This window comes from Serratia sp. KG1D (assembly GCF_037150675.1).
Taxonomy (GTDB): domain Bacteria; phylum Pseudomonadota; class Gammaproteobacteria; order Enterobacterales; family Enterobacteriaceae; genus Serratia; species Serratia nematodiphila.
Genome location: NZ_JBAGIH010000001.1, coordinates 2,052,028 through 2,069,294 on the forward strand (window position 1 = coordinate 2,052,028; position 17,267 = coordinate 2,069,294).

19 protein-coding genes are annotated in these 17,267 nt (G+C 59.0%); 8 read left to right on the forward strand and 11 right to left on the reverse strand.

The genetic code is table 11. The features are described from left to right. Positions 1-54: 54 nt before the first annotated feature. The 4 genes from murJ to rimJ all read right to left on the reverse strand — a co-directional run bounded on the left by murJ (position 55) and on the right by rimJ (position 3,851). Positions 55-1,590 carry a murein biosynthesis integral membrane protein MurJ gene (gene murJ, locus WFM45_RS09975; protein ID WP_015378142.1) on the reverse strand — a complete coding sequence of 512 codons (1,536 nt, stop codon included), beginning with the start codon at positions 1,588-1,590 and terminating at the stop codon, positions 55-57. A gap of 106 nt (positions 1,591-1,696) precedes the next feature. Continuing rightward, positions 1,697-2,617 carry a Gfo/Idh/MocA family protein gene (locus WFM45_RS09980; protein ID WP_004929639.1) on the reverse strand — a complete coding sequence of 307 codons (921 nt, stop codon included), beginning with the start codon at positions 2,615-2,617 and terminating at the stop codon, positions 1,697-1,699. After that, positions 2,610-3,257 (reverse strand): YceH family protein, encoded by a 648-nt coding sequence (locus tag WFM45_RS09985; RefSeq protein WP_075684562.1) that lies wholly within the window; start codon positions 3,255-3,257, stop codon positions 2,610-2,612. Before WFM45_RS09985 ends, WFM45_RS09980 begins: the two co-directional genes overlap by 8 nt. Positions 3,258-3,266: 9 nt before the next feature. After that, positions 3,267-3,851 carry a ribosomal protein S5-alanine N-acetyltransferase gene (gene rimJ, locus WFM45_RS09990; protein WP_004929636.1) on the reverse strand — a complete coding sequence of 195 codons (585 nt, stop codon included), beginning with the start codon at positions 3,849-3,851 and terminating at the stop codon, positions 3,267-3,269. 346 nt (positions 3,852-4,197) lie between these two features. Here rimJ and mdtH point away from each other — a divergent pair, with 346 nt between their 5' ends. The 5 genes from mdtH to WFM45_RS10015 all read left to right on the forward strand — a co-directional run bounded on the left by mdtH (position 4,198) and on the right by WFM45_RS10015 (position 8,889). Next, a complete protein-coding gene (mdtH, locus tag WFM45_RS09995) occupies positions 4,198-5,403 on the forward strand; it encodes a multidrug efflux MFS transporter MdtH (protein ID WP_088381672.1) in 1,206 nt (401 codons plus the stop codon). A 73-nt stretch (positions 5,404-5,476) separates the two neighbouring features. Beyond that, complete coding sequence (locus WFM45_RS10000; protein WP_004929632.1) at positions 5,477-5,725, forward strand: hypothetical protein; 249 nt, start codon at positions 5,477-5,479, stop codon at positions 5,723-5,725. A 127-nt stretch (positions 5,726-5,852) separates the two neighbouring features. Then, a complete protein-coding gene (grxB, locus tag WFM45_RS10005; protein ID WP_015378146.1) occupies positions 5,853-6,500 on the forward strand; it encodes a glutaredoxin 2 in 648 nt (215 codons plus the stop codon). A gap of 32 nt (positions 6,501-6,532) precedes the next feature. Next, positions 6,533-8,173, forward strand: coding sequence for an ABC1 kinase family protein (locus WFM45_RS10010; protein WP_336955382.1), 1,641 nt, complete (start codon positions 6,533-6,535; stop codon positions 8,171-8,173). Between the two features lie 152 nt (positions 8,174-8,325). Then, on the forward strand, positions 8,326-8,889 hold the full coding sequence (locus tag WFM45_RS10015; protein WP_004927555.1) for a lipoprotein: 564 nt from the start codon (positions 8,326-8,328) through the stop codon (positions 8,887-8,889). Positions 8,890-8,946: 57 nt separating this feature from the next. Here WFM45_RS10015 and yebF read toward each other — a convergent pair whose 3' ends face one another. From yebF to cspE, 5 genes are all read right to left on the reverse strand, one after another. Continuing rightward, the gene (gene yebF / locus WFM45_RS10020) at positions 8,947-9,306 is read right to left on the reverse strand and encodes a protein YebF (protein ID WP_015378148.1); all 360 of its coding nucleotides are present in this window, start codon (positions 9,304-9,306) and stop codon (positions 8,947-8,949) included. A 71-nt stretch (positions 9,307-9,377) separates the two neighbouring features. Beyond that, positions 9,378-9,686 carry a N(4)-acetylcytidine aminohydrolase gene (gene yqfB, locus WFM45_RS10025; protein WP_021503892.1) on the reverse strand — a complete coding sequence of 103 codons (309 nt, stop codon included), beginning with the start codon at positions 9,684-9,686 and terminating at the stop codon, positions 9,378-9,380. Between the two features lie 39 nt (positions 9,687-9,725). Further along, entirely contained in the window at positions 9,726-10,049 is a 324-nt protein-coding gene (locus tag WFM45_RS10030) for a YebG family protein (RefSeq protein ID WP_004927565.1), read from the reverse strand. An 88-nt stretch (positions 10,050-10,137) separates the two neighbouring features. Beyond that, positions 10,138-11,520 (reverse strand): ATP-dependent RNA helicase DbpA, encoded by a 1,383-nt coding sequence (dbpA, locus tag WFM45_RS10035; protein ID WP_031299688.1) that lies wholly within the window; start codon positions 11,518-11,520, stop codon positions 10,138-10,140. Positions 11,521-11,667: 147 nt separating this feature from the next. Continuing rightward, the gene (gene cspE / locus WFM45_RS10040) at positions 11,668-11,877 is read right to left on the reverse strand and encodes a transcription antiterminator/RNA stability regulator CspE (protein WP_004927572.1); all 210 of its coding nucleotides are present in this window, start codon (positions 11,875-11,877) and stop codon (positions 11,668-11,670) included. 246 nt (positions 11,878-12,123) lie between these two features. Here cspE and purT point away from each other — a divergent pair, with 246 nt between their 5' ends. Continuing rightward, the gene (purT, locus tag WFM45_RS10045; protein WP_004927575.1) at positions 12,124-13,302 is read left to right on the forward strand and encodes a formate-dependent phosphoribosylglycinamide formyltransferase; all 1,179 of its coding nucleotides are present in this window, start codon (positions 12,124-12,126) and stop codon (positions 13,300-13,302) included. Between the two features lie 34 nt (positions 13,303-13,336). Here purT and WFM45_RS10050 read toward each other — a convergent pair whose 3' ends face one another. Both WFM45_RS10050 and WFM45_RS10055 read right to left on the reverse strand, forming a co-directional pair. Further along, positions 13,337-13,576, reverse strand: a complete 240-nt coding sequence (locus WFM45_RS10050; protein WP_015378151.1) for a YoaH family protein — start codon at positions 13,574-13,576, stop codon at positions 13,337-13,339. 70 nt (positions 13,577-13,646) lie between these two features. After that, entirely contained in the window at positions 13,647-14,648 is a 1,002-nt protein-coding gene (locus tag WFM45_RS10055) for a glycosyltransferase (protein ID WP_015378152.1), read from the reverse strand. Between the two features lie 522 nt (positions 14,649-15,170). Here WFM45_RS10055 and pabB point away from each other — a divergent pair. Then, entirely contained in the window at positions 15,171-16,544 is a 1,374-nt protein-coding gene (gene pabB, locus WFM45_RS10060; RefSeq protein WP_160125563.1) for an aminodeoxychorismate synthase component 1, read from the forward strand. Further along, positions 16,541-17,119 carry a CoA pyrophosphatase gene (locus WFM45_RS10065; protein ID WP_336955390.1) on the forward strand — a complete coding sequence of 193 codons (579 nt, stop codon included), beginning with the start codon at positions 16,541-16,543 and terminating at the stop codon, positions 17,117-17,119. Before pabB ends, WFM45_RS10065 begins: the two co-directional genes overlap by 4 nt. Positions 17,120-17,267 lie beyond the last annotated feature (148 nt).

Below are 17,267 nucleotides of genomic sequence, written 5' to 3' on the forward strand. Positions count from 1 at the left end.
GCGCGGAAAGTAAAAAGGTCGCCAAGGCGACCTTTTTTTGTTCTTGCATTCGGCTCAGGCGACGCGGCGCGCAAAATCACGCGGGCGGAAGCCCAACCCGGCCAGCACGCCAAAGTAGGCCACCACACCGGCCACCACCACCGCCGCCAAACGCAGCAAACGTTCCAGCATATTGCCCTGATCCCAGGCCGGCATCAGCCACATCACGCCAATCAGCACCGCCGACATCGCCAGCACGGCGATCACCAGCTTAGTGAGGAACAGCGCCCAACCCGGCTGTGGCTGGAAGATCTTCTGCTTGCGCAGCTGCCAATACAGCAGCGAGGCGTTCAGGCAAGCCGCCAAGCCGATCGACAGCGCCAGGCCGGCATGCTTCAGCGGACCAATAAACGCCAGGTTCATCACCTGCGTCATGATCAGCGTGATGATAGCGATCTTGACCGGCGTTTTGATGTCCTGCCGCGAATAGAAGCCCGGCGCCAGCACTTTAACCACGATCAGCCCCATCAGCCCTACCGAGTAAGCCACCAGCGCGCGTTGCGTCATCGCCGCGTCAAAGGCGCTGAACTTGCCGTACTGGAACAGCGAGACGGTCAACGGTTTGGCCAAAATGCCCAGCGCGATGGCGCTCGGCAGCGCCAGCAGGAAACACAGGCGCAGCCCCCAATCCATCAGGCGCGAATACTCATCGTGGTTGCCGCTCGAGAAGCTTTTGGCCAGCGACGGCAGCAGGATGGTACCCAATGCCACGCCCAACACGCCGGAAGGAAATTCCATCAGGCGGTCGGCGTAGTACATCCAGGACACCGAGCCGGATACCAGGAACGATGCGAAGATAGTATTGATGATCAGCGAGATTTGGCTGACCGACACCCCAAGGATCGCCGGCCCCATCTGACGCATTACCCGCCAGACTCCGGCATCGCCCAATTTGATGCGCGGCAGCACCAGCATGCCGATCTTGCGCAGGTGCGGCAGCTGGTAGCCCAATTGCAGTACGCCGCCCACTACCACCGCCCACGCCAGCGCCAGCACCGGCGGGTGGAAATACGGCGCGGCGAACAGCGCGAAGCCAATCATGCTGACGTTAAGCAGCGTTGGCGCAAAGGCCGGGATCGAGAAGCGGTTCCAGGTATTGAGGATCGCCCCCACCAGCGACGCCAGCGAGATCAACAGAATATAGGGGAATGTGATGCGCAGCAGCGCCGACGTCAGGGCAAACTTGTCGGGCGTATCGGTAAAGCCCGGCGCGGTGAGATAGATAACCCAGGGCGCGGCCAACATCCCCAGTACCGTCACCACCGCCAGCACCAGCGTCAGCAGCCCGGAGACATAGGCGATAAAAGTGCGTGTCGCCTCGTCGCCCTGCTGGCTTTTGTATTCGGCCAGGATCGGCACGAAGGCCTGCGAAAATGCCCCTTCGGCAAAGATACGGCGTAACAGATTCGGGAGTTTGAACGCCACGAAGAAGGCGTCCGTTGCCATGCCGGCCCCGAACACCCGCGCGACGATCGCATCGCGGGCAAAGCCCAACACCCGCGAAAACATCGTCATCGAGCTGACGGCAGCCAAGGATTTGAGTAGGTTCATGTGGTTGTCTGATAGGTACCGTAAATATCAACGCCTGCAACAGCAGGCGTCAGTGAAACAATCGGCTCAGTTTACGCATCCGGAAAAGAATAGCTACCGCCAGATGTTACATAGAGTTATCCCGCAGCAAACGCTCGACCACCCGCTGGGCAAGCAGCGCCTGTTCGCCGCCGGTTTCCGGCGCGCTCTGATTGGCGACGGCATCAAGGAAATGCCGCACCGCACCGTCGAAGCCGCGTTGCACCAGCGTGCTTTGCCAGCCCGGCACCGGTTGTTCCAACTCGCCCTGCGCATCTTCACGCAGCCAGTGGCGCATATCGGTCAACTGATACAGCGCGCCGTCTGTCACCGCCTGCACGCTTTCGCGCTGGCTGCCGCCGCGGCGATGCATGCTGGTCGTCACCTGCGTATCGCCGCAGGCGAAGTGATGCTCGGCGTACAGCATTTCGCCTGCGGCGTTGGTGCGCACGCTGCCGCTCAGCAGTTGCTCGCCGCCGCCCGCCAGCCACAGCGCCGTGTCCACCACGTGCAGGTAATCATCCAACAGGGTAAAACGCAGATCGTGCGGGCCGACGCTGTCCGCCCGATGTTTATCCATGCGAATGGAGGCCGGCTGGTTCATTTGCTGCTTGAGCTGCCGGTAAAGCGGCGCGAAACGCCGGTTGAACCCCACCATCAACGTTTTGCCTCGCCGCTCGGCCAGCTCAAGCAACTGCTCGCCCTGCTCCAGCGTCTCCGCCAGCGGTTTATCGACGTAAACGTGCACGCCGCGGTTCAGCAGCTCGCCTATTACTGAAAAATGGCTGGCGGTGCTGCTGTGAACAAAGACCGCGTCGCACTGTTCGGCCAGGCTGTCCAGCCGGGAGAAACAGGCCATGCGGTAGCTGTCGCACAGCGGCTGCGCTTTTTGCTGATTGGGCGAAAAACCGCCCACCAGCGTCCAATCCGCCGCCTGGCCGAGGATTGGCAGATAAGCCTTCTGCGCGATACTGCCCAATCCCACCACGCCTACACGCAATTTAGTCATTCGCATCCCTCACCAACAGATGTTGCAACTGCCGTTTCAGTTCCGCCACTTCGCTTTCCAATGCGCTAACCCTGGCGCTCAGTTCGCCGTCGAACTCGGATTCGAACGCCGCCGCCGGCGCTTCATCAATCTGGCCGCTGAACAGATGCATGAATCGGCTTTCGCGCTTGCCCGGCTCACGCGCCAGGCGCACCACGAACGGGCCATCTTCTCGCGTGGCCAACTGTTGCAACACCTGTTCGACCTCGTTGACATCACTGAACTCGTGCATCCGATTGGTACGGGTGCGCAGCTCGCCGGGCGTTTGCGCGCCGCGCAGCAGTAAGGTGGCGATCACCGCCAGTTCGGCGGGCGTAAGTTTCAGTTGGCCGAACTCGGAGTTGCAAAACCGCTGTTCGTACTTCACTACCCGGTTGCCGAATCCGCTGAGGGTGCGCAGGAAATGTTTGCGCAGCAACAGATCGAGCAGCTGCTGCACTTCGCTTTCGCTCAGATCCATCACCGGTTCACGGTTGGTTTTTTGGTTACATGCCAGCGTAATAGCATTCAGCGAAAGCGGGTATTGATCCGGGGTCGTGACCTGTTTTTCCAACAGGCAGCCGATAACCCGAGCCTCTTTGGCGTTCAATTCATATTTCATCGTTTGGCCTCAACGTGGGGGTAGCCACTCTTTATTGGTGTATGCCGTCAAAACGTGGTCTTGCCACTGGCCGTCGATCAGCAGGTAATCCTTGGCGTAACCTTCGCGTTCGAATCCCAGACGCGTCAGCAATGCGCCACTGCGCTGGTTGTGCGGCATATAGTTGGCCATGATGCGGTGCATGCGCTGTTGGCGCAGCATATAGCGGATGGCGGACTGCAAGGCTTCGAACATCAGCCCCTGTCCCTGCCATTTCTCCCCCAGCGAATAACCGAGGAAACAGGCGTGAAACGAACCGCGCAGCACGTTGCTGAAGTTCGCCACGCCGCGCACTTCCTGCTCTTCTGGATCGAGCAGGATAAAATAGTAGGCGCTGCCCTGCTTTTGCATTTCAGCGATCATCCCCAGACGCGCCTGCCAGCCGGAAGGATAACAATGGCTTTCGTCGCGCACCGGCTCCCAGGGTTTGAGAAAGGCTCGGTTCTCGGCATAATAATCCGCCAGACGATAGGCATCCCGTTCATGCACTAAACGGACCACCATCCGGTCGGTAGTAAGACGTACTTTTGGCGATGCAGAGCGGTAGCCGAACATCATTTCCCCCGCAGTCAAAACGGTTCGATAAGAAGTATTTATTGGGAAGCCGCGTGGATAATCATCCGATGCCGATCTGATGGCATGATTTTATTTTGCCAATAGCGCTTCAGAACCGCACTTCCCTGCATTCAATATAACCGTAGCCCGCCCCCGAGGTAAAACCTCGGTCGCTCAGTAAATCGCCGAATACGCGTTTTACGGCATTTTTCCGCCCATTTTGCAGTACAGATAACACCTTGACGATAAAAAAATATTATCTACACGCCCCCTGTCGCCGTCCGGCAATTGGGTAGAGAATGGAAGCGTTGTTCTCCCCTCTGTCTTTAATTGCTCATGGTGAAGCATGTCTCTGGTGTCGCAAGCGCGCAGCTTGGGTAAATATTTTCTATTGCTCGACAACCTGCTGGTGGTTTTAGGCTTCTTTGTCGTTTTTCCGCTTATTTCGATCCGCTTCGTCGATCAATTGGGATGGGCGGCGCTGATCGTCGGCATCGCGCTGGGTTTGCGTCAGCTGCTGCAACAAGGGCTCGGCATCTTTGGCGGCGCCATCGCCGATCGCTTCGGCGCCAAGCCGATGATCGTCACGGGCATGTTGCTGCGCGCCGCCGGTTTCGCCACCATGGCGATGGCCGATGCCCCCTGGATCCTGTGGTTCTCTTGCGCACTGTCCGCCCTCGGCGGCACGCTGTTCGATCCGCCGCGCACCGCTTTGGTGATTAAGCTGACCCGCCCGCACGAACGCGGCCGCTTTTTCTCGCTGCTGATGATGCAGGACAGCGCCGGCGCGGTCGTCGGCGCGCTGATCGGCAGTTGGCTGCTGCAGTACGACTTCCACTTTGTCTGCTGGGTCGGGGCGGCGATCTTCGTGCTGGCCGCCGGCTGGAACGCCTGGCTACTGCCGGCTTACCGCATCTCAACCGTGCGCGTGCCGATGAAAGAAGGCATGCTGCGGGTCGTGCGCGATCGCCGCTTCCTCACCTATGTCCTGACGCTGACCGGCTACTATATGCTGGCGGTACAGGTGATGCTGATGCTGCCGATCGTGGTCAATGAAATCGCCGGCTCACCGGCGGCGGTGAAATGGATGTATGCGATTGAAGCGGCGCTGTCGTTGTCGCTGCTCTATCCGCTGGCGCGTTGGGGAGAAAAACACTTCCGGCTTGAGCAGCGCCTGATGGCGGGCCTGCTGCTGATGACGCTCAGCCTGCTGCCGATCGGCCTCGCCAGCAGCCTGCAAGGCGTGTTCACGCTGATCTGCTGTTTCTACCTGGGTTCGATCATCGCCGAACCGGCGCGCGAGACGCTGAGCGCTTCGCTGGCCGATCCACGTGCGCGTGGCAGCTATATGGGCTTTAGCCGCCTTGGTCTGGCGCTGGGTGGCGCGTTAGGTTACACCGGCGGCGGCTGGATGTACGATACCGGACGCACGATGAACATGCCGGTGCTACCCTGGTTGCTGCTTGGGGCAGTGGGCTTCGCTACGTTGCTGGCGCTGTACTGGCAGTTCAGCCCGCGACGCAGTGCATCGATGATGCTGCGCGGCGGTTAACGCCATAGAAATCCGGCCGAATCGGCAACAGCTGCTATCCTGTTAGTAAAAACCCCCACAGGAGCCCGTCGGCATGAGCGAAGAAGCAAAATTACCGCAACTACTCGAACATATGATACTGAACTTGCGCATGATTTATGCGCGTTCCACCCTGGTGGAAAAGGCCCTGGCCCATATCCTCGCCAGCGACGCCGGCCTGAAAAACGATATTATCAAACAGCTGCAGGTCGTCACCGCCGCCAACGAACGTGACAAAATCGACCTGGAAGAAGCTCGCATTCACCTGATCGATGTGCTCAACTCGGTACCGGCCAAGAAATAACGCCCCCTAGCCCGCGCCGGTGCGCGGGCAATATCGCAATAACGCACCATCCAACACACGCACGTCAAGACAGCCTCGATAAGCTGTGGTAACTATTGCTGTTAAAACCTGACAACCCGGAGCAAGCATGAAACTGTTCATTTACGATCATTGCCCATTCTGCGTTAAAGCCCGCATGATTTTTGGCCTGAAACGTCTGCCGATTCGCCTGGTCACGTTGCTCAACGACGATGAGACGACTCCGTTCAACCTGATCGGCCAAAAAATGGTGCCTATCCTGGTCAAAGACAACGGCGAAGCGATGCCGGAAAGCCTGGATATCGTGCGCTATGTCGATAACCTGGACGGCAAGCCGGTGCTGACCGGCCGCACCAACCCGGCCATTGCCGAGTGGCTGCAGCGGGTCGGCGGGTACAGCGCAAAATTGCTGTTGCCGCGTATTGCGCATGCCGATTTCGAAGAGTTCGCCACCGACAGCGCCCGCCGTTATTTTATCGATAAAAAGCAGGGGTCAATCGGTGATTTCGCCGAGCATCTCGCCAACAGCGCCGATCTGATCGCCCAGCTGGAGGCCGATCTGCAAACCCTGTCACCGCTGATCGTCTCCGCCGAAGCGGTAAACGGCGAACTGTCCGAGGACGATATCCACCTGTTCCCGCTGCTGCGCTCGTTGTCGATCGTCGCCGGGGTTGCGCTGCCGGAGAACGTGGAAACCTACCGCAACCGCATGGCGCAGCGCTGCGAGGTGCCGTTGCTGCTGGACATGGAACAATAACGTTTGAATAACCCAAAGGATAGGGCGTACTGATGCTGAAAATGGTGCTCGCCACCGCTCGCGATCGGGCGCGGCTGAAGGAAATTACCTCTGTTCTGATTCGTTACGGCCTGCAAGACGTTCTGCGTCTGCTGGGCCTGGGGGCTTTGCTGCGCGGCGCCCGCGCTGGATCCGCCCAACAGGACGCACAAACCCTGCCCGAGCGGCTGCGCGAAGCGCTCGAGGCGCTGGGCCCGACCTTCGTCAAATTCGGCCAAATCCTGGCCACGCGTTCTGATCTTCTGGATCCGGCCTGGACCAACGAACTGGATCGCCTGCACAGCCAGGCAGCGGTGTTGCCATGGGAAACGCTGGCGCCGCAAATCATCGCCGATCTGGGGGGCGAGCCCGAGCAGCAGTTTGCCGAATTCGATCGCACGCCGCTGGCCGCAGCATCGATGGCGCAAATTTACCGCGCCCGCTTGCACAGCGGCGAACAGGTGGTGGTGAAAGTGCTGCGGCCCGGCCTGGCGAAAACCATCCACGCCGATCTGCGGCTGCTGGCCTCGCTGGCGGAAACCGTGGAGCAGCAGAGCCCCGCGTTGGCGCGCTATCGGCCGCGGCAGATGGTCAGAGCGCTGGCGACGGCGCTCAATCATGAGCTGGATTTGACTCACGAAGGGCATAACTGCGATCGCGTCGCCAAGATGTTCGCGCATGAACCCGATGTGGTCGTGCCGAAAATCTATTGGCAATGGTCTTCCCCGCGCCTGTTAGTGCAGGAGTACTTGCCCGGCACCGCGCCGGAGAACCCTCAGCAATTGGCGGCGGCGGGCTTTGACGGCCCGCTGCTGGCGCAACGCGGCGCGCGCGCCTTTATGAGCATGGTGCTGGAGCATCGGTTGTATCACGCCGATCCTCACCCCGGCAACGTCATGGCGCTGAGCGGGGACCGCGTTGGCTTTATCGACTTCGGCATGGTGGGCCAACTGTCTGAGCGGCGGCGCAATCAGTTGCTTCTGCTGCTGCAGGCCATTGCCGATCGTCAGTCCGAAGGCATCGTCAACACGCTGATCGCCTGGTCGGACAGCGAACCGCTGGATCTGATGGATCTGGAGCTGGCGGCGCAAAACTTTCTCGACAAACAGGCCGCCGCCACCCTGACGTTGGGCAAGGCTCTGACCGACCTGCTGGTGATGGCGCGTGAACACCAGTTGGCGCTGCCGCCCGATCTGGTGCTGCTGTTCAAGGCGTTAATCACCGCCGACGGCGTGCTGCACCGATTGGATCCCGCCTTCGATATCGTCGCCACGCTCAAACCGATGCTGCAACAAACGGTGCTGCAACGCTATGCCCCTGACGCCGTGCGCCAGCGGTTGTTGGCCCTGGGCGGGGAAGCGCTCGACGCCGGGGAAGAACTGCCGCAAACCCTGCGGCTGTTGGTGCGCCGCCTAAAACGCGGGCAGCTCAATGCCGATATCAACGTCAGTAATCTCGGCCAGTTGAGCAAAGCGCTGGAACGCGCCGCCGTCACCCTGGCTATCGCCATTGTCACCGCCGCTTTCACCCTGGGTCTGGCGCCTTATCTGATGCACTCCTCACTGCAGTTGTGGGGCATTCCGCTGTTCCCGCTGTTGGGGGCCGCGGCCTGCCTGGCCGGCGTGATCCTCCTGGCGCTGCGATTGCGGCGCTGACGCTTTCGGCGTTATCCGATAGGTGTCGCCCGTTTTTGCGCGCACTATCCTCTGCACATCGCCGCCTGCCGTTTTCACGCGCAGGCGGAACGTTTATAATGATTAATCAATTATCTGCAGCACTTTTCGCCAGCAGTCGCAATGAGGCATTAATGAAGAAGATCCTGATGGGCGCAGCCGCCCTGCTGTTCGCCGGCGTATTGGCCGGTTGCAATCAACTGACCCAGTACACCCTGAGCGAGCAGGAAGTGAATGATTACCTGCAGAAACATAACGACTATCAGAAGCAGATCGGCGTGCCCGGCCTGGTGGACGCCAACATCGTGCTGACGCAGCTGCAAAGCCAGATCGGCCGCAGCGAGCCGGGTAAAGTCACCCTTTCCGGCGACGCCAAGGTCAACATCACGTCGATTCTCGGCCCGCAGGCGGCGGATCTGAAGCTGACGCTGAAAGCGCAGCCGGTTTACGACCGCGCACAGGGCGCCATTTACCTGAAAGACATGGAACTGACCGATTACAGCGTGCAGCCGGAAAAAATGCAGACGGTGATGAAAGCGCTGACGCCATATCTGAACCAGTCACTGAAGTCTTACTTCGACCAAAAACCGGCTTATGTGCTGAATCCTGACAACAGCAAAACCGAAGCGCTGGCGAAAAAACTGGCGAAGGGATTGGAAGTGAAACCGGGTGAGTTGGTGATACCGTTCAGCGACTGACGCCGTCTGGGGACATCAAGCCCGCCGCCAGGCGGGCTTTTTATTGCCAAAAAAGCGTTACTGCGGCGCGCTGTAGGCGATCTCGCCGGTGTTGCAGTTGAGCGTCACGTTGTAGGTTTTATCTGCCTTGGTGCCACGCACCGTCAACGGCACCTGCCATACCTGATCCTTGCCGGTGATGGCATCCGGGCTGACCCAGGCGATCGGGGTGGCGGTGCCCAGCAGCTTTTTGTCCGATTCCCAGCGCGTGATGCGGTTCTGCAAGAAGTCGCGCTTGACCTGGGCGGCGATATCCGCCGGCTGCAGACCCGCACACTGCCCCACCTTGGCGGCGCGCTGCTCGTGATCCTGCGCCCACACCGCAGTCGATGCTCCCATCATGGCCAACAAGGCGATAGCCAAACCCGTTTTTTTCATATCTCCTCCCGTTGTGATTAGCGCTATCCGGGCGCCCATCCCTGGCTCACAACAGGGTTTCGGCAAAGGGTTTACCGTTTGACGAACTCGATGACAAACAGCGAATCCAGGCCCGGATAGATTTCCTTGATCACCTGCTTCAGTTCGCCGAGCGACATGTTCTCCTGCTGTGCGTGGCGTTCAGTCAGCGCGTCCAGGCGCACCGGCGTTACCGACAGCACTTCGATAAAGCAGAAAAATACGCCGTCTTCATTGCGGCTTACGCGCAATACCTCGCCCGGTTCGAAGTGCGACTCACTGGCATCCCGAATGGTGATGGTTTTGCGCCCGGCCAGAATATCTTGCTCAAAGCGGCTGAAGAAAGTTATTTCACGGCTCATTTTAGATCCTTTTTCATCACAACACCGCAACATAAGTCATTATGCCGCTTGCTTTTCTGACGCAGATCCCTCTTTTGAGTTAGAGGCCGCTTTTTTCGCTTTCGCTTCCGCCGGTTTCTTGAGGGTTTCCGCCGGTGAAGCGCCGCGCAGAATCAGACCCAGCGCATCTTTATTCTCTGCCAGGAAGAAGCTCAGCCCTTCGCGCTGTTCGTCGTCCAGGTTTAGCGGCGCCTGTTGCAGCCACTCTCCGAGGTTATCCGCCAGATCCAGCATTTTGTCGTAGGCGTCGGCTTCTTTCTTGCTCGCGAAAGTCATTTTTTCCTCACCGTTTCTCACCACCACATATTTAACTTCAACCGCCATGCGTGCGTCCTCAAATACTCAAGTAACTGTAATTACATACAGTATAAATAGATAATGGCGGGAGGGCAAACCGCCGCCCGCCTTCGGCTTATTTCAGCAGCCGCACCTTGCAGCTCTTGCCTTTGATTTTGCCCTGTTGCAGCTGTTGCAACGCCTTGCGCGCGCTGGCTTTACGGATCGCGACGTAGGCATGCACCGGGAACATGTCGATCTTGCCCACTTCCGCCGCCGTCAGCCCGGCATCGCCGGTCAGCGCGCCAAGGATATCGCCGGGACGGATCTTCGCCTTGCGGCCGCCGTCGATGCACAGCGTCACCATCTCTGCCTCCAGCGAGCCGTTGGCCGCCCCGCTCAGCTCGGACACCGGCGCCCAATCGACGGTCATCTGCAGGTAGTCTTCAATCGCATGCGCCCGCGCCATCTCCTGCGGCGTGCACAGGCTGATCGCCAGCCCGCTCATGCCGGCGCGGCCGGTGCGGCCGATACGGTGCACATGCACTTCGGGATCGAACGCCAGTTCGTAGTTAACCACCAGCTCCAGCTCTTTGATGTCCAGCCCGCGAGCGGCGACGTCGGTCGCCACCAACACTCGGCAACTGCGATTGGCGAAGCGCACCAACACCTGATCGCGGTCGCGCTGCTCCAGATCGCCATGCAGCGCCAGCGCGCTGATGCCGCGGGCCTCCAGGGCCTCAAGCACTGTCTGACAATCGCGCTTGGTATTGCAGAACACCACGCAGGACGCGGGTTGATGGTAGCGAATGGCCGACACCAGGAGCGCCGGACGCTGCTCGCGCGTAGTCTCATAAAAGCGTTGTTCGATAGCGGTCTGCGCTTCGTCATCGTCCACTTCGACGCTCAGCGGCTGACGCTGAACACGCTCGCTGATGCGTTCGATGCCCGCCGGATAAGTGGCGGAAAACAACAGCGTCTGACGCTGCGGCGGCGTGTAGCTGATCACATCGTCGATATCGTCAGCGAAACCCATATCCAACATGCGGTCGGCCTCATCCAGCACCAACACCTTCAGCTCGTCCAGCAGCAGCGTTTTCTTGCGCAGATGCTCCTGAATGCGCCCCGGCGTCCCCACCACGATGTGTGGCGCGTGCACCAGCGAGTCGAGCTGCGGCCCCATCGGTTGGCCACCGCACAGCGTCAGAATTTTGATGTTTTGCGTGAAACGCGCCAGGCGACGCAGCTCTTTGCTCACCTGATCGGCCAACTCGCGAGTGGGGCAGAGCACCAGCGCCTGCGTGGCAACCTGAGTAACGACGATGTTATTCAGCAAGCCAATGCCGAATGCCGCCGTTTTGCCGCTGCCGGTTTTCGCCTTGGCGCGCACGTCTCGCCCTTGCAGGATAGCGGGCAACGCGGCGGCCTGCACCGGCGTCATTTTGGCGTACCCCAGTTCGTTGAGGTTGGCCAACTGTTCGGCTGGCAGAGGCAGGGAAGAAAAAGAAACTGTGCTCACGGCGATAACTCTTATATGACGAATGGAATGGCGGCGCGCCCGCAGGTTGGCGCCGAATCAGCGGTAAATGATAACAGAGATGGGCGGCGTTACGGGCTGCGGGCATAAAAAAACCCGCCGGCGGCGGGTTTCTTGGCGGCTCAGTCGTTAAATCGCAACGACGTTGGCTGCAGCTGGGCCACGTTGGCTGTCCTGGATGGAGAATTCAACCTGCTGGCCTTCAGCCAGAGTCTTGAAACCATCGCTAACGATAGCGGAAAAATGAACGAAAACGTCTTTAGAGCCGTCGGCAGGCGTGATGAAGCCGAAACCTTTGCTTTCGTTGAACCATTTAACGTGACCAGTGATCTTGCTCATTTGTGTTTCCTTTACTTGATAAACCTGCCTTGACGGCACGAGACGCGAAAACCTTGCTATATATAGGCCTTCTTTCGCCGTCGCTTATTAACGCACAATCGCCCAGGCAGGGCAAATATTTCTGCTTGTTATAAAAACAGTAAGTTAGCAACAAACCTGGCGCGGTGGCTGTGAACGCAATCGTTTTCGTATATACTGCCCGCCGATCATCAATCCGCTTACTTTCACCGATCCAGGTACGAAACTATGTTAACGATTGGAACCGCCCTGCGCCCTTCCGCCACCCGCGTTATGTTGCTCGGCTCCGGGGAGCTGGGTAAAGAAGTCGCCATTGAATGCCAGCGCCTCGGTCTGGAAGTGATCGCCGTCGATCGCTATGCCGACGCCCCCGCCATGCATGTGGCGCACCGCAGTCACGTCATCAATATGCTGGACGGTGACGCGTTGAAAGCCGTTATCGAACAAGAGCGGCCGGACTATATCGTTCCCGAAATCGAAGCGATCGCCACCGCCATGCTGGTGGAACTTGAACGTCAGGGCCACCGCGTGGTGCCCTGCGCCGAAGCCACGCGCCTGACCATGAACCGCGAAGGCATCCGCCGTCTGGCGGCGGAAGAACTTGGCCTGCCCACCTCCAGCTATCGCTTTGCCGACAGCGAAGCGGCTTTCCGGCAGGCGGTCGAGCACATCGGCTACCCGTGCATCGTCAAACCGGTGATGAGTTCTTCCGGCAAAGGACAAAGCCTGATCCGCGCGCCTGAGCAGCTGCAAAGCGCCTGGGATTACGCGCAACAGGGTGGACGCGCCGGCGGCGGCCGGGTGATCGTCGAAGGGTTGGTAAGATTTGATTTTGAAATTACGTTGCTGACCATCAGCGCCGTGGACGGCGTACATTTCTGCGAGCCGATCGGCCATCGTCAGGAAGACGGAGATTATCGCGAATCCTGGCAACCGCAGCGCATGTCAGCCACGGCGTTGAGCCGTGCTCAGGCTATTGCGGAGAAGGTGGTGAAAGCCCTGGGCGGATTCGGCCTGTTCGGCGTGGAGCTGTTCGTCTGCGGCGACGATGTGATCTTCAGCGAAGTGTCTCCGCGGCCGCACGATACCGGCATGGTTACGTTGATCTCACAGGATCTGTCCGAGTTCGCCCTGCACGTTCGCGCATTTCTCGGGTTGCCGATTGGCGCCATCCGCCAGTTCGGCCCTTCCGCTTCGGCGGTGATCCTGCCGCAGCTCACCAGCAGCGATGTGCGTTTCAGCGGACTGGAAAATGCGCTGCGCGGGCACAACCAGCTGCGCCTGTTCGGCAAACCGGAGATCGCCGGGCAACGTCGTCTGGGCGTAGCGCTGGCGACGGCCAACACGACGGAACTGGCGGTGGAGCAAGCGAAACAAGCCGCCGCCGCCGTGACGGTCAACGGCTGATACTCACGGGGCCGCTTGCGCGGCCCCGATAACGTCAATAGTCTTCGTCTTCTTCAGCATCGTCATCCCGCGACGCCTCCGGTGCGGCCTCATGTTGCTCGTCTTCGTCATCGAACAATACCGCAACCTGAGCACCCTGATGCTTCTCGCGAATTTCCTGCGCAACGCGAGCAATGGCCTCACCGCTGCTCATGCCCTGCTCCATCAGTTGATGGATGCGATCCGCCGCTTCCTGCTGCTCCGCGTGATTCAGTAATGGCATACCTGCATGCATGTGTCGTTCTCTCCGGCAAAAGGGAGAAGGAGTATACGCGCTAACGCGGCGGATCCCAACGTCTGGTGCGTCAGGCCGGTTGCGAACAGCCGTTATCGTTGCGCCACTGCTTCAGGCGATGCCGCCACAGCATGACATGCCACCCCTGCTTCAGGCCGCGCGCATTGGCGAACATCGCTCTATCGATACCGCGCTGATAGAACTCTTCGGTGATCTGACTCTGAGCGGCCGGTTCCGGCTCGCGACGAATGCTGTGGCAAATGCCCAGCGCTTCGCGGGTGATTTGCCAATGGAAAGCCGGACGAATGACGATAGTGCCCGCATAGCGCTGGTTGAGCCGCTCCAGCATGTCGACGATTTTCATATAGTGGCGTTGATACTCCACGTTCGCCTTACCGATGCGACGACGATTACTGATCGACTTGTCGTGCACCCGTTGACGGTACAGCGGCGTACTTAAATATTTGACTCGTTTGGCATTAAACATGACTTCTGTCGTCCAGGGAATATCCTGGTGATGTAACCCCGGCTCGAAATAAAGCCGATGCTGGCGAATAAAGTCGAGGCGATATATTGCCAGCCATACAACGTGAATAAACTTTCGCGATTTCAGCGCACGTTCAAACCACTGCACGCCACTGATCACATCGGTGGTACGCAAACGCGCCTCGGGAAAAATCGGCTGCAATTCATCTTGGCTGGTGAAATAGCGCTCGCCATTACATTGCATCACGTCTAATTGGTGTTTTTCCGCCTGTTCCAGCAGCGTGGAATACATCTCCGGCGCCAGCAAGTCGTCGGCATCGGGAAACGCCACATATTTGCCTTGGGCAACGGCAAGCCCGGCATTACGCGCGTTAGAAACGCCGGCATTGGCCTGATCGATCACACGAATATGCGGATGTACCGCCGCGTAACGGTGCGCGATCTCTCCTGAACCGTCAGTGGAACCATCGTTGACGATGATCACCTCCAACCGTTGCTCGCGCTGGGCCAGCAGCGAGGCCAGGAAAGGCTCCAATAATTCCCCCGCATTGTGCATCGGGACGATCACGCTCAGCATTAACGACATAGTCAGCTCTTCAATGATAATGTAACAAAATAATAATTTTATTTTTCTAAAAGACTCATTCGGCCTGCGTAGGCTTGGGATAGGCGTGAAACACTGCAAATTCCCGCGCTGGCTAATGGAACCGAACTGGCCTTTCTTTCTCAAACCCGCGCCAGAAAAGCGCTGAGTAATTAAGCCATTAATTCTAAAAGGCGGCGACGTTGCTAAAATCGGGCATAGCAACATCTCCCCCGCTTCTAATAACAAGCAGAAATAATAAATTTATGAAATTAACGAATCTTTTTTTATATTTCTCGGGTATTGCGCCCTCGATGAATAGGCTTCCAGTGCATTTGACGTTAAATTTTTAACATATCGAAGTATAATCAATGGCGCAAAAAATGCCTTATTTAAGGTTTGTTGAGCTGCTGTTTATGTGAACTGTGCTTCATGTCGTGCATGGCAAAACATGCATGACGTGGCTGTCTATGGCACACTAGCCGCCAGATATCGCCGTCCTCACAGCCAGGTTTATTGACGTTCATGAGCGTAACCGCCCCAAACATAAAATCTTTGCCCTACAGCCGCCGTGCCCTGATGACGCTTTTCGCCCCGCTTTCATCGCAGCCTTGGGCGATGCTGCTGCATTCGGGCTTTGCCGACCATTCGCACAACCGCTTCGATATCCTGGTCGCACAACCGCGCGTGACACTCACCACCCGGGGTGCCGACACGCAAATCGAAAGTGACGGCGTCACCATTCAGTCGCAGGAAGATCCGTTCTCCTTGCTGCAGCAGCAACTGGCGGCGCAAGGCTGGCAGCCGGCGTTTAATCCGGACCTGCCGTTTCAGGGCGGAGCTCTGGGACTGTTCGGCTACGATCTTGGGCGCCGGGTGGAAACCCTGCCGCAGTTGGCCGAAGCCGACCTCGCTTTGCCGGATATGGCAGTGGGCATTTATGACTGGGCAGCGATCGCCGACCACCAATTGCAAACCCTGACGCTGCTCAGCTATGGCGATGTGGAGCAGCGCTGGCGCTGGCTCAATAGCCAAACCGCACCTACAGAACGCCCTTTCACGCTGCTGAGCGACTGGCGCGCCAATATGAGCCGGCGACAATACGGCGAGAAATTCCAACGTATTCAGCACTACCTGCGCAGCGGCGACTGTTACCAAATTAATCTGGCACAACGATTCTCCGCCGACTATCAGGGGGATGAATGGCAGGCGTTCTGCCGCCTGAGCGCCTGCAACCGCGCGCCGTTCTCGGCCTTCCTGCGCTTGCCGCACAACAGCGTACTGAGCGTCTCTCCCGAGCGCTTCCTGTGGCTGGAGCAGCAGCGTATCCAAACCCGCCCGATCAAGGGCACGCTGCCGCGGCTGGCGGACGCGGAACAGGACGCCGCGCAGGCTCGCCGTTTGGCCGATTCACCCAAGGATCGCGCTGAAAATCTGATGATCGTCGATCTGCTGCGCAACGATATCGGCCGCGTCGCCCAACCTGGCAGCGTACGGGTGCCGGAACTGTTCGCCGTGGAGCCGTTCCCCGCCGTGCATCACCTGGTGAGCACCATCACCGCGATCCTGCCAAACCATACCTCGGCGGCCGAACTGCTGCGTGCCTGCTTCCCCGGCGGTTCGATCACCGGCGCGCCCAAGGTGCGCGCGATGGAAATCATCGAAGAGTTGGAGCCGCAGCGCCGCAATGCCTATTGCGGCAGCATCGGTTACCTGAGCGCCTGCGGCACCATGGACACCAATATCACCATTCGCACGCTCGTCACCGAAAACGGTCGCATCCACTGCTCCGCCGGCGGCGGCATCGTGGCGGACAGCCAGGAGCAGGCGGAATACCAGGAGACCTTCGACAAGGTCGGCCGCATTTTGCCGCAGCTAGGGGAGTATGCCCTGTCGTGATCCCATCGAACGCACCGGCCTCACTGCTCGCCTTTATCAGCCGTTTTCAACTGCAGCTGCCACAGGCGACGCAGATTTCGCACCATGTGCGCCCGGCGGCGGTGCTGATCCCGATCGTCTGCCGCGCCGAGCCGACGCTGCTGTTGACCCGCCGTGCCGACTCGCTGCGCAAACATGCCGGTCAAGTGGCCTTCCCCGGCGGCAAAACCGACGCCGAAGACGGATCGGCGATCGTCACGGCGCTGCGAGAAGCGCAGGAAGAAGTGGCGATACCGCCGCAAGCGGTGACTGTCCTCGGCCAAATGGCGCCGCTCGACAGCAGCACCGGATTTCAGGTTACCCCTATCGTCGGCCTCATCCCGCCGGACGTGCAGTTCCACGCCAATGAAGGCGAAGTGGCGGACGTGTTCGAGATGCCCCTGCGGGAAGCGCTGACCCTGTCACGTTACTATCCGCTGGATATTCATCGCGCCGGCCATACGCACCGCATCTACCTCTCCTGGTATCACAGCCAGTTTATCTGGGGGCTGACCGCCGCTATCATTCGGCGCCTGGCGCAACAGGTCAGTATTTAGCCCGCATTACGTGATCTGACTCGCAATCTGGCACGGTTGCCGACCTCCGCGGCGGGTAAAGCGATCGCTATCACTTCATTTGATCGCTTTTTCAACTACCGTTCCGTTTGAATGGTTTTAAAAAAACTGTAAACCCTCTCTTAAACCT

Excerpts from the sequence above, each read along its gene's own strand:
- pabB (WP_160125563.1), top strand. The coding sequence starts at position 15,171 with ATGAGCGTAACCGCCCCAAACATAAAATCTTTGCCCTACAGCCGCCGT.
- murJ (WP_015378142.1), bottom strand. The coding sequence starts at position 1,590 with ATGAACCTACTCAAATCCTTGGCTGCCGTCAGCTCGATGACGATGTTT.
- WFM45_RS10015 (WP_004927555.1), top strand. The coding sequence starts at position 8,326 with ATGAAGAAGATCCTGATGGGCGCAGCCGCCCTGCTGTTCGCCGGCGTA.
- WFM45_RS10010 (WP_336955382.1), top strand. The coding sequence starts at position 6,533 with ATGCTGAAAATGGTGCTCGCCACCGCTCGCGATCGGGCGCGGCTGAAG.
- WFM45_RS10000 (WP_004929632.1), top strand. The coding sequence starts at position 5,477 with ATGAGCGAAGAAGCAAAATTACCGCAACTACTCGAACATATGATACTG.
- WFM45_RS09985 (WP_075684562.1), bottom strand. The coding sequence starts at position 3,257 with ATGAAATATGAATTGAACGCCAAAGAGGCTCGGGTTATCGGCTGCCTG.
- yqfB (WP_021503892.1), bottom strand. The coding sequence starts at position 9,686 with ATGAGCCGTGAAATAACTTTCTTCAGCCGCTTTGAGCAAGATATTCTG.
- cspE (WP_004927572.1), bottom strand. The coding sequence starts at position 11,877 with ATGAGCAAGATCACTGGTCACGTTAAATGGTTCAACGAAAGCAAAGGT.
- rimJ (WP_004929636.1), bottom strand. The coding sequence starts at position 3,851 with ATGTTCGGCTACCGCTCTGCATCGCCAAAAGTACGTCTTACTACCGAC.
- mdtH (WP_088381672.1), top strand. The coding sequence starts at position 4,198 with ATGTCTCTGGTGTCGCAAGCGCGCAGCTTGGGTAAATATTTTCTATTG.
- purT (WP_004927575.1), top strand. The coding sequence starts at position 12,124 with ATGTTAACGATTGGAACCGCCCTGCGCCCTTCCGCCACCCGCGTTATG.
- WFM45_RS10030 (WP_004927565.1), bottom strand. The coding sequence starts at position 10,049 with ATGGCGGTTGAAGTTAAATATGTGGTGGTGAGAAACGGTGAGGAAAAA.
- WFM45_RS10050 (WP_015378151.1), bottom strand. The coding sequence starts at position 13,576 with ATGCATGCAGGTATGCCATTACTGAATCACGCGGAGCAGCAGGAAGCG.
- WFM45_RS10055 (WP_015378152.1), bottom strand. The coding sequence starts at position 14,648 with ATGTCGTTAATGCTGAGCGTGATCGTCCCGATGCACAATGCGGGGGAA.
- WFM45_RS09980 (WP_004929639.1), bottom strand. The coding sequence starts at position 2,617 with ATGACTAAATTGCGTGTAGGCGTGGTGGGATTGGGCAGTATCGCGCAG.
- grxB (WP_015378146.1), top strand. The coding sequence starts at position 5,853 with ATGAAACTGTTCATTTACGATCATTGCCCATTCTGCGTTAAAGCCCGC.
- yebF (WP_015378148.1), bottom strand. The coding sequence starts at position 9,306 with ATGAAAAAAACGGGTTTGGCTATCGCCTTGTTGGCCATGATGGGAGCA.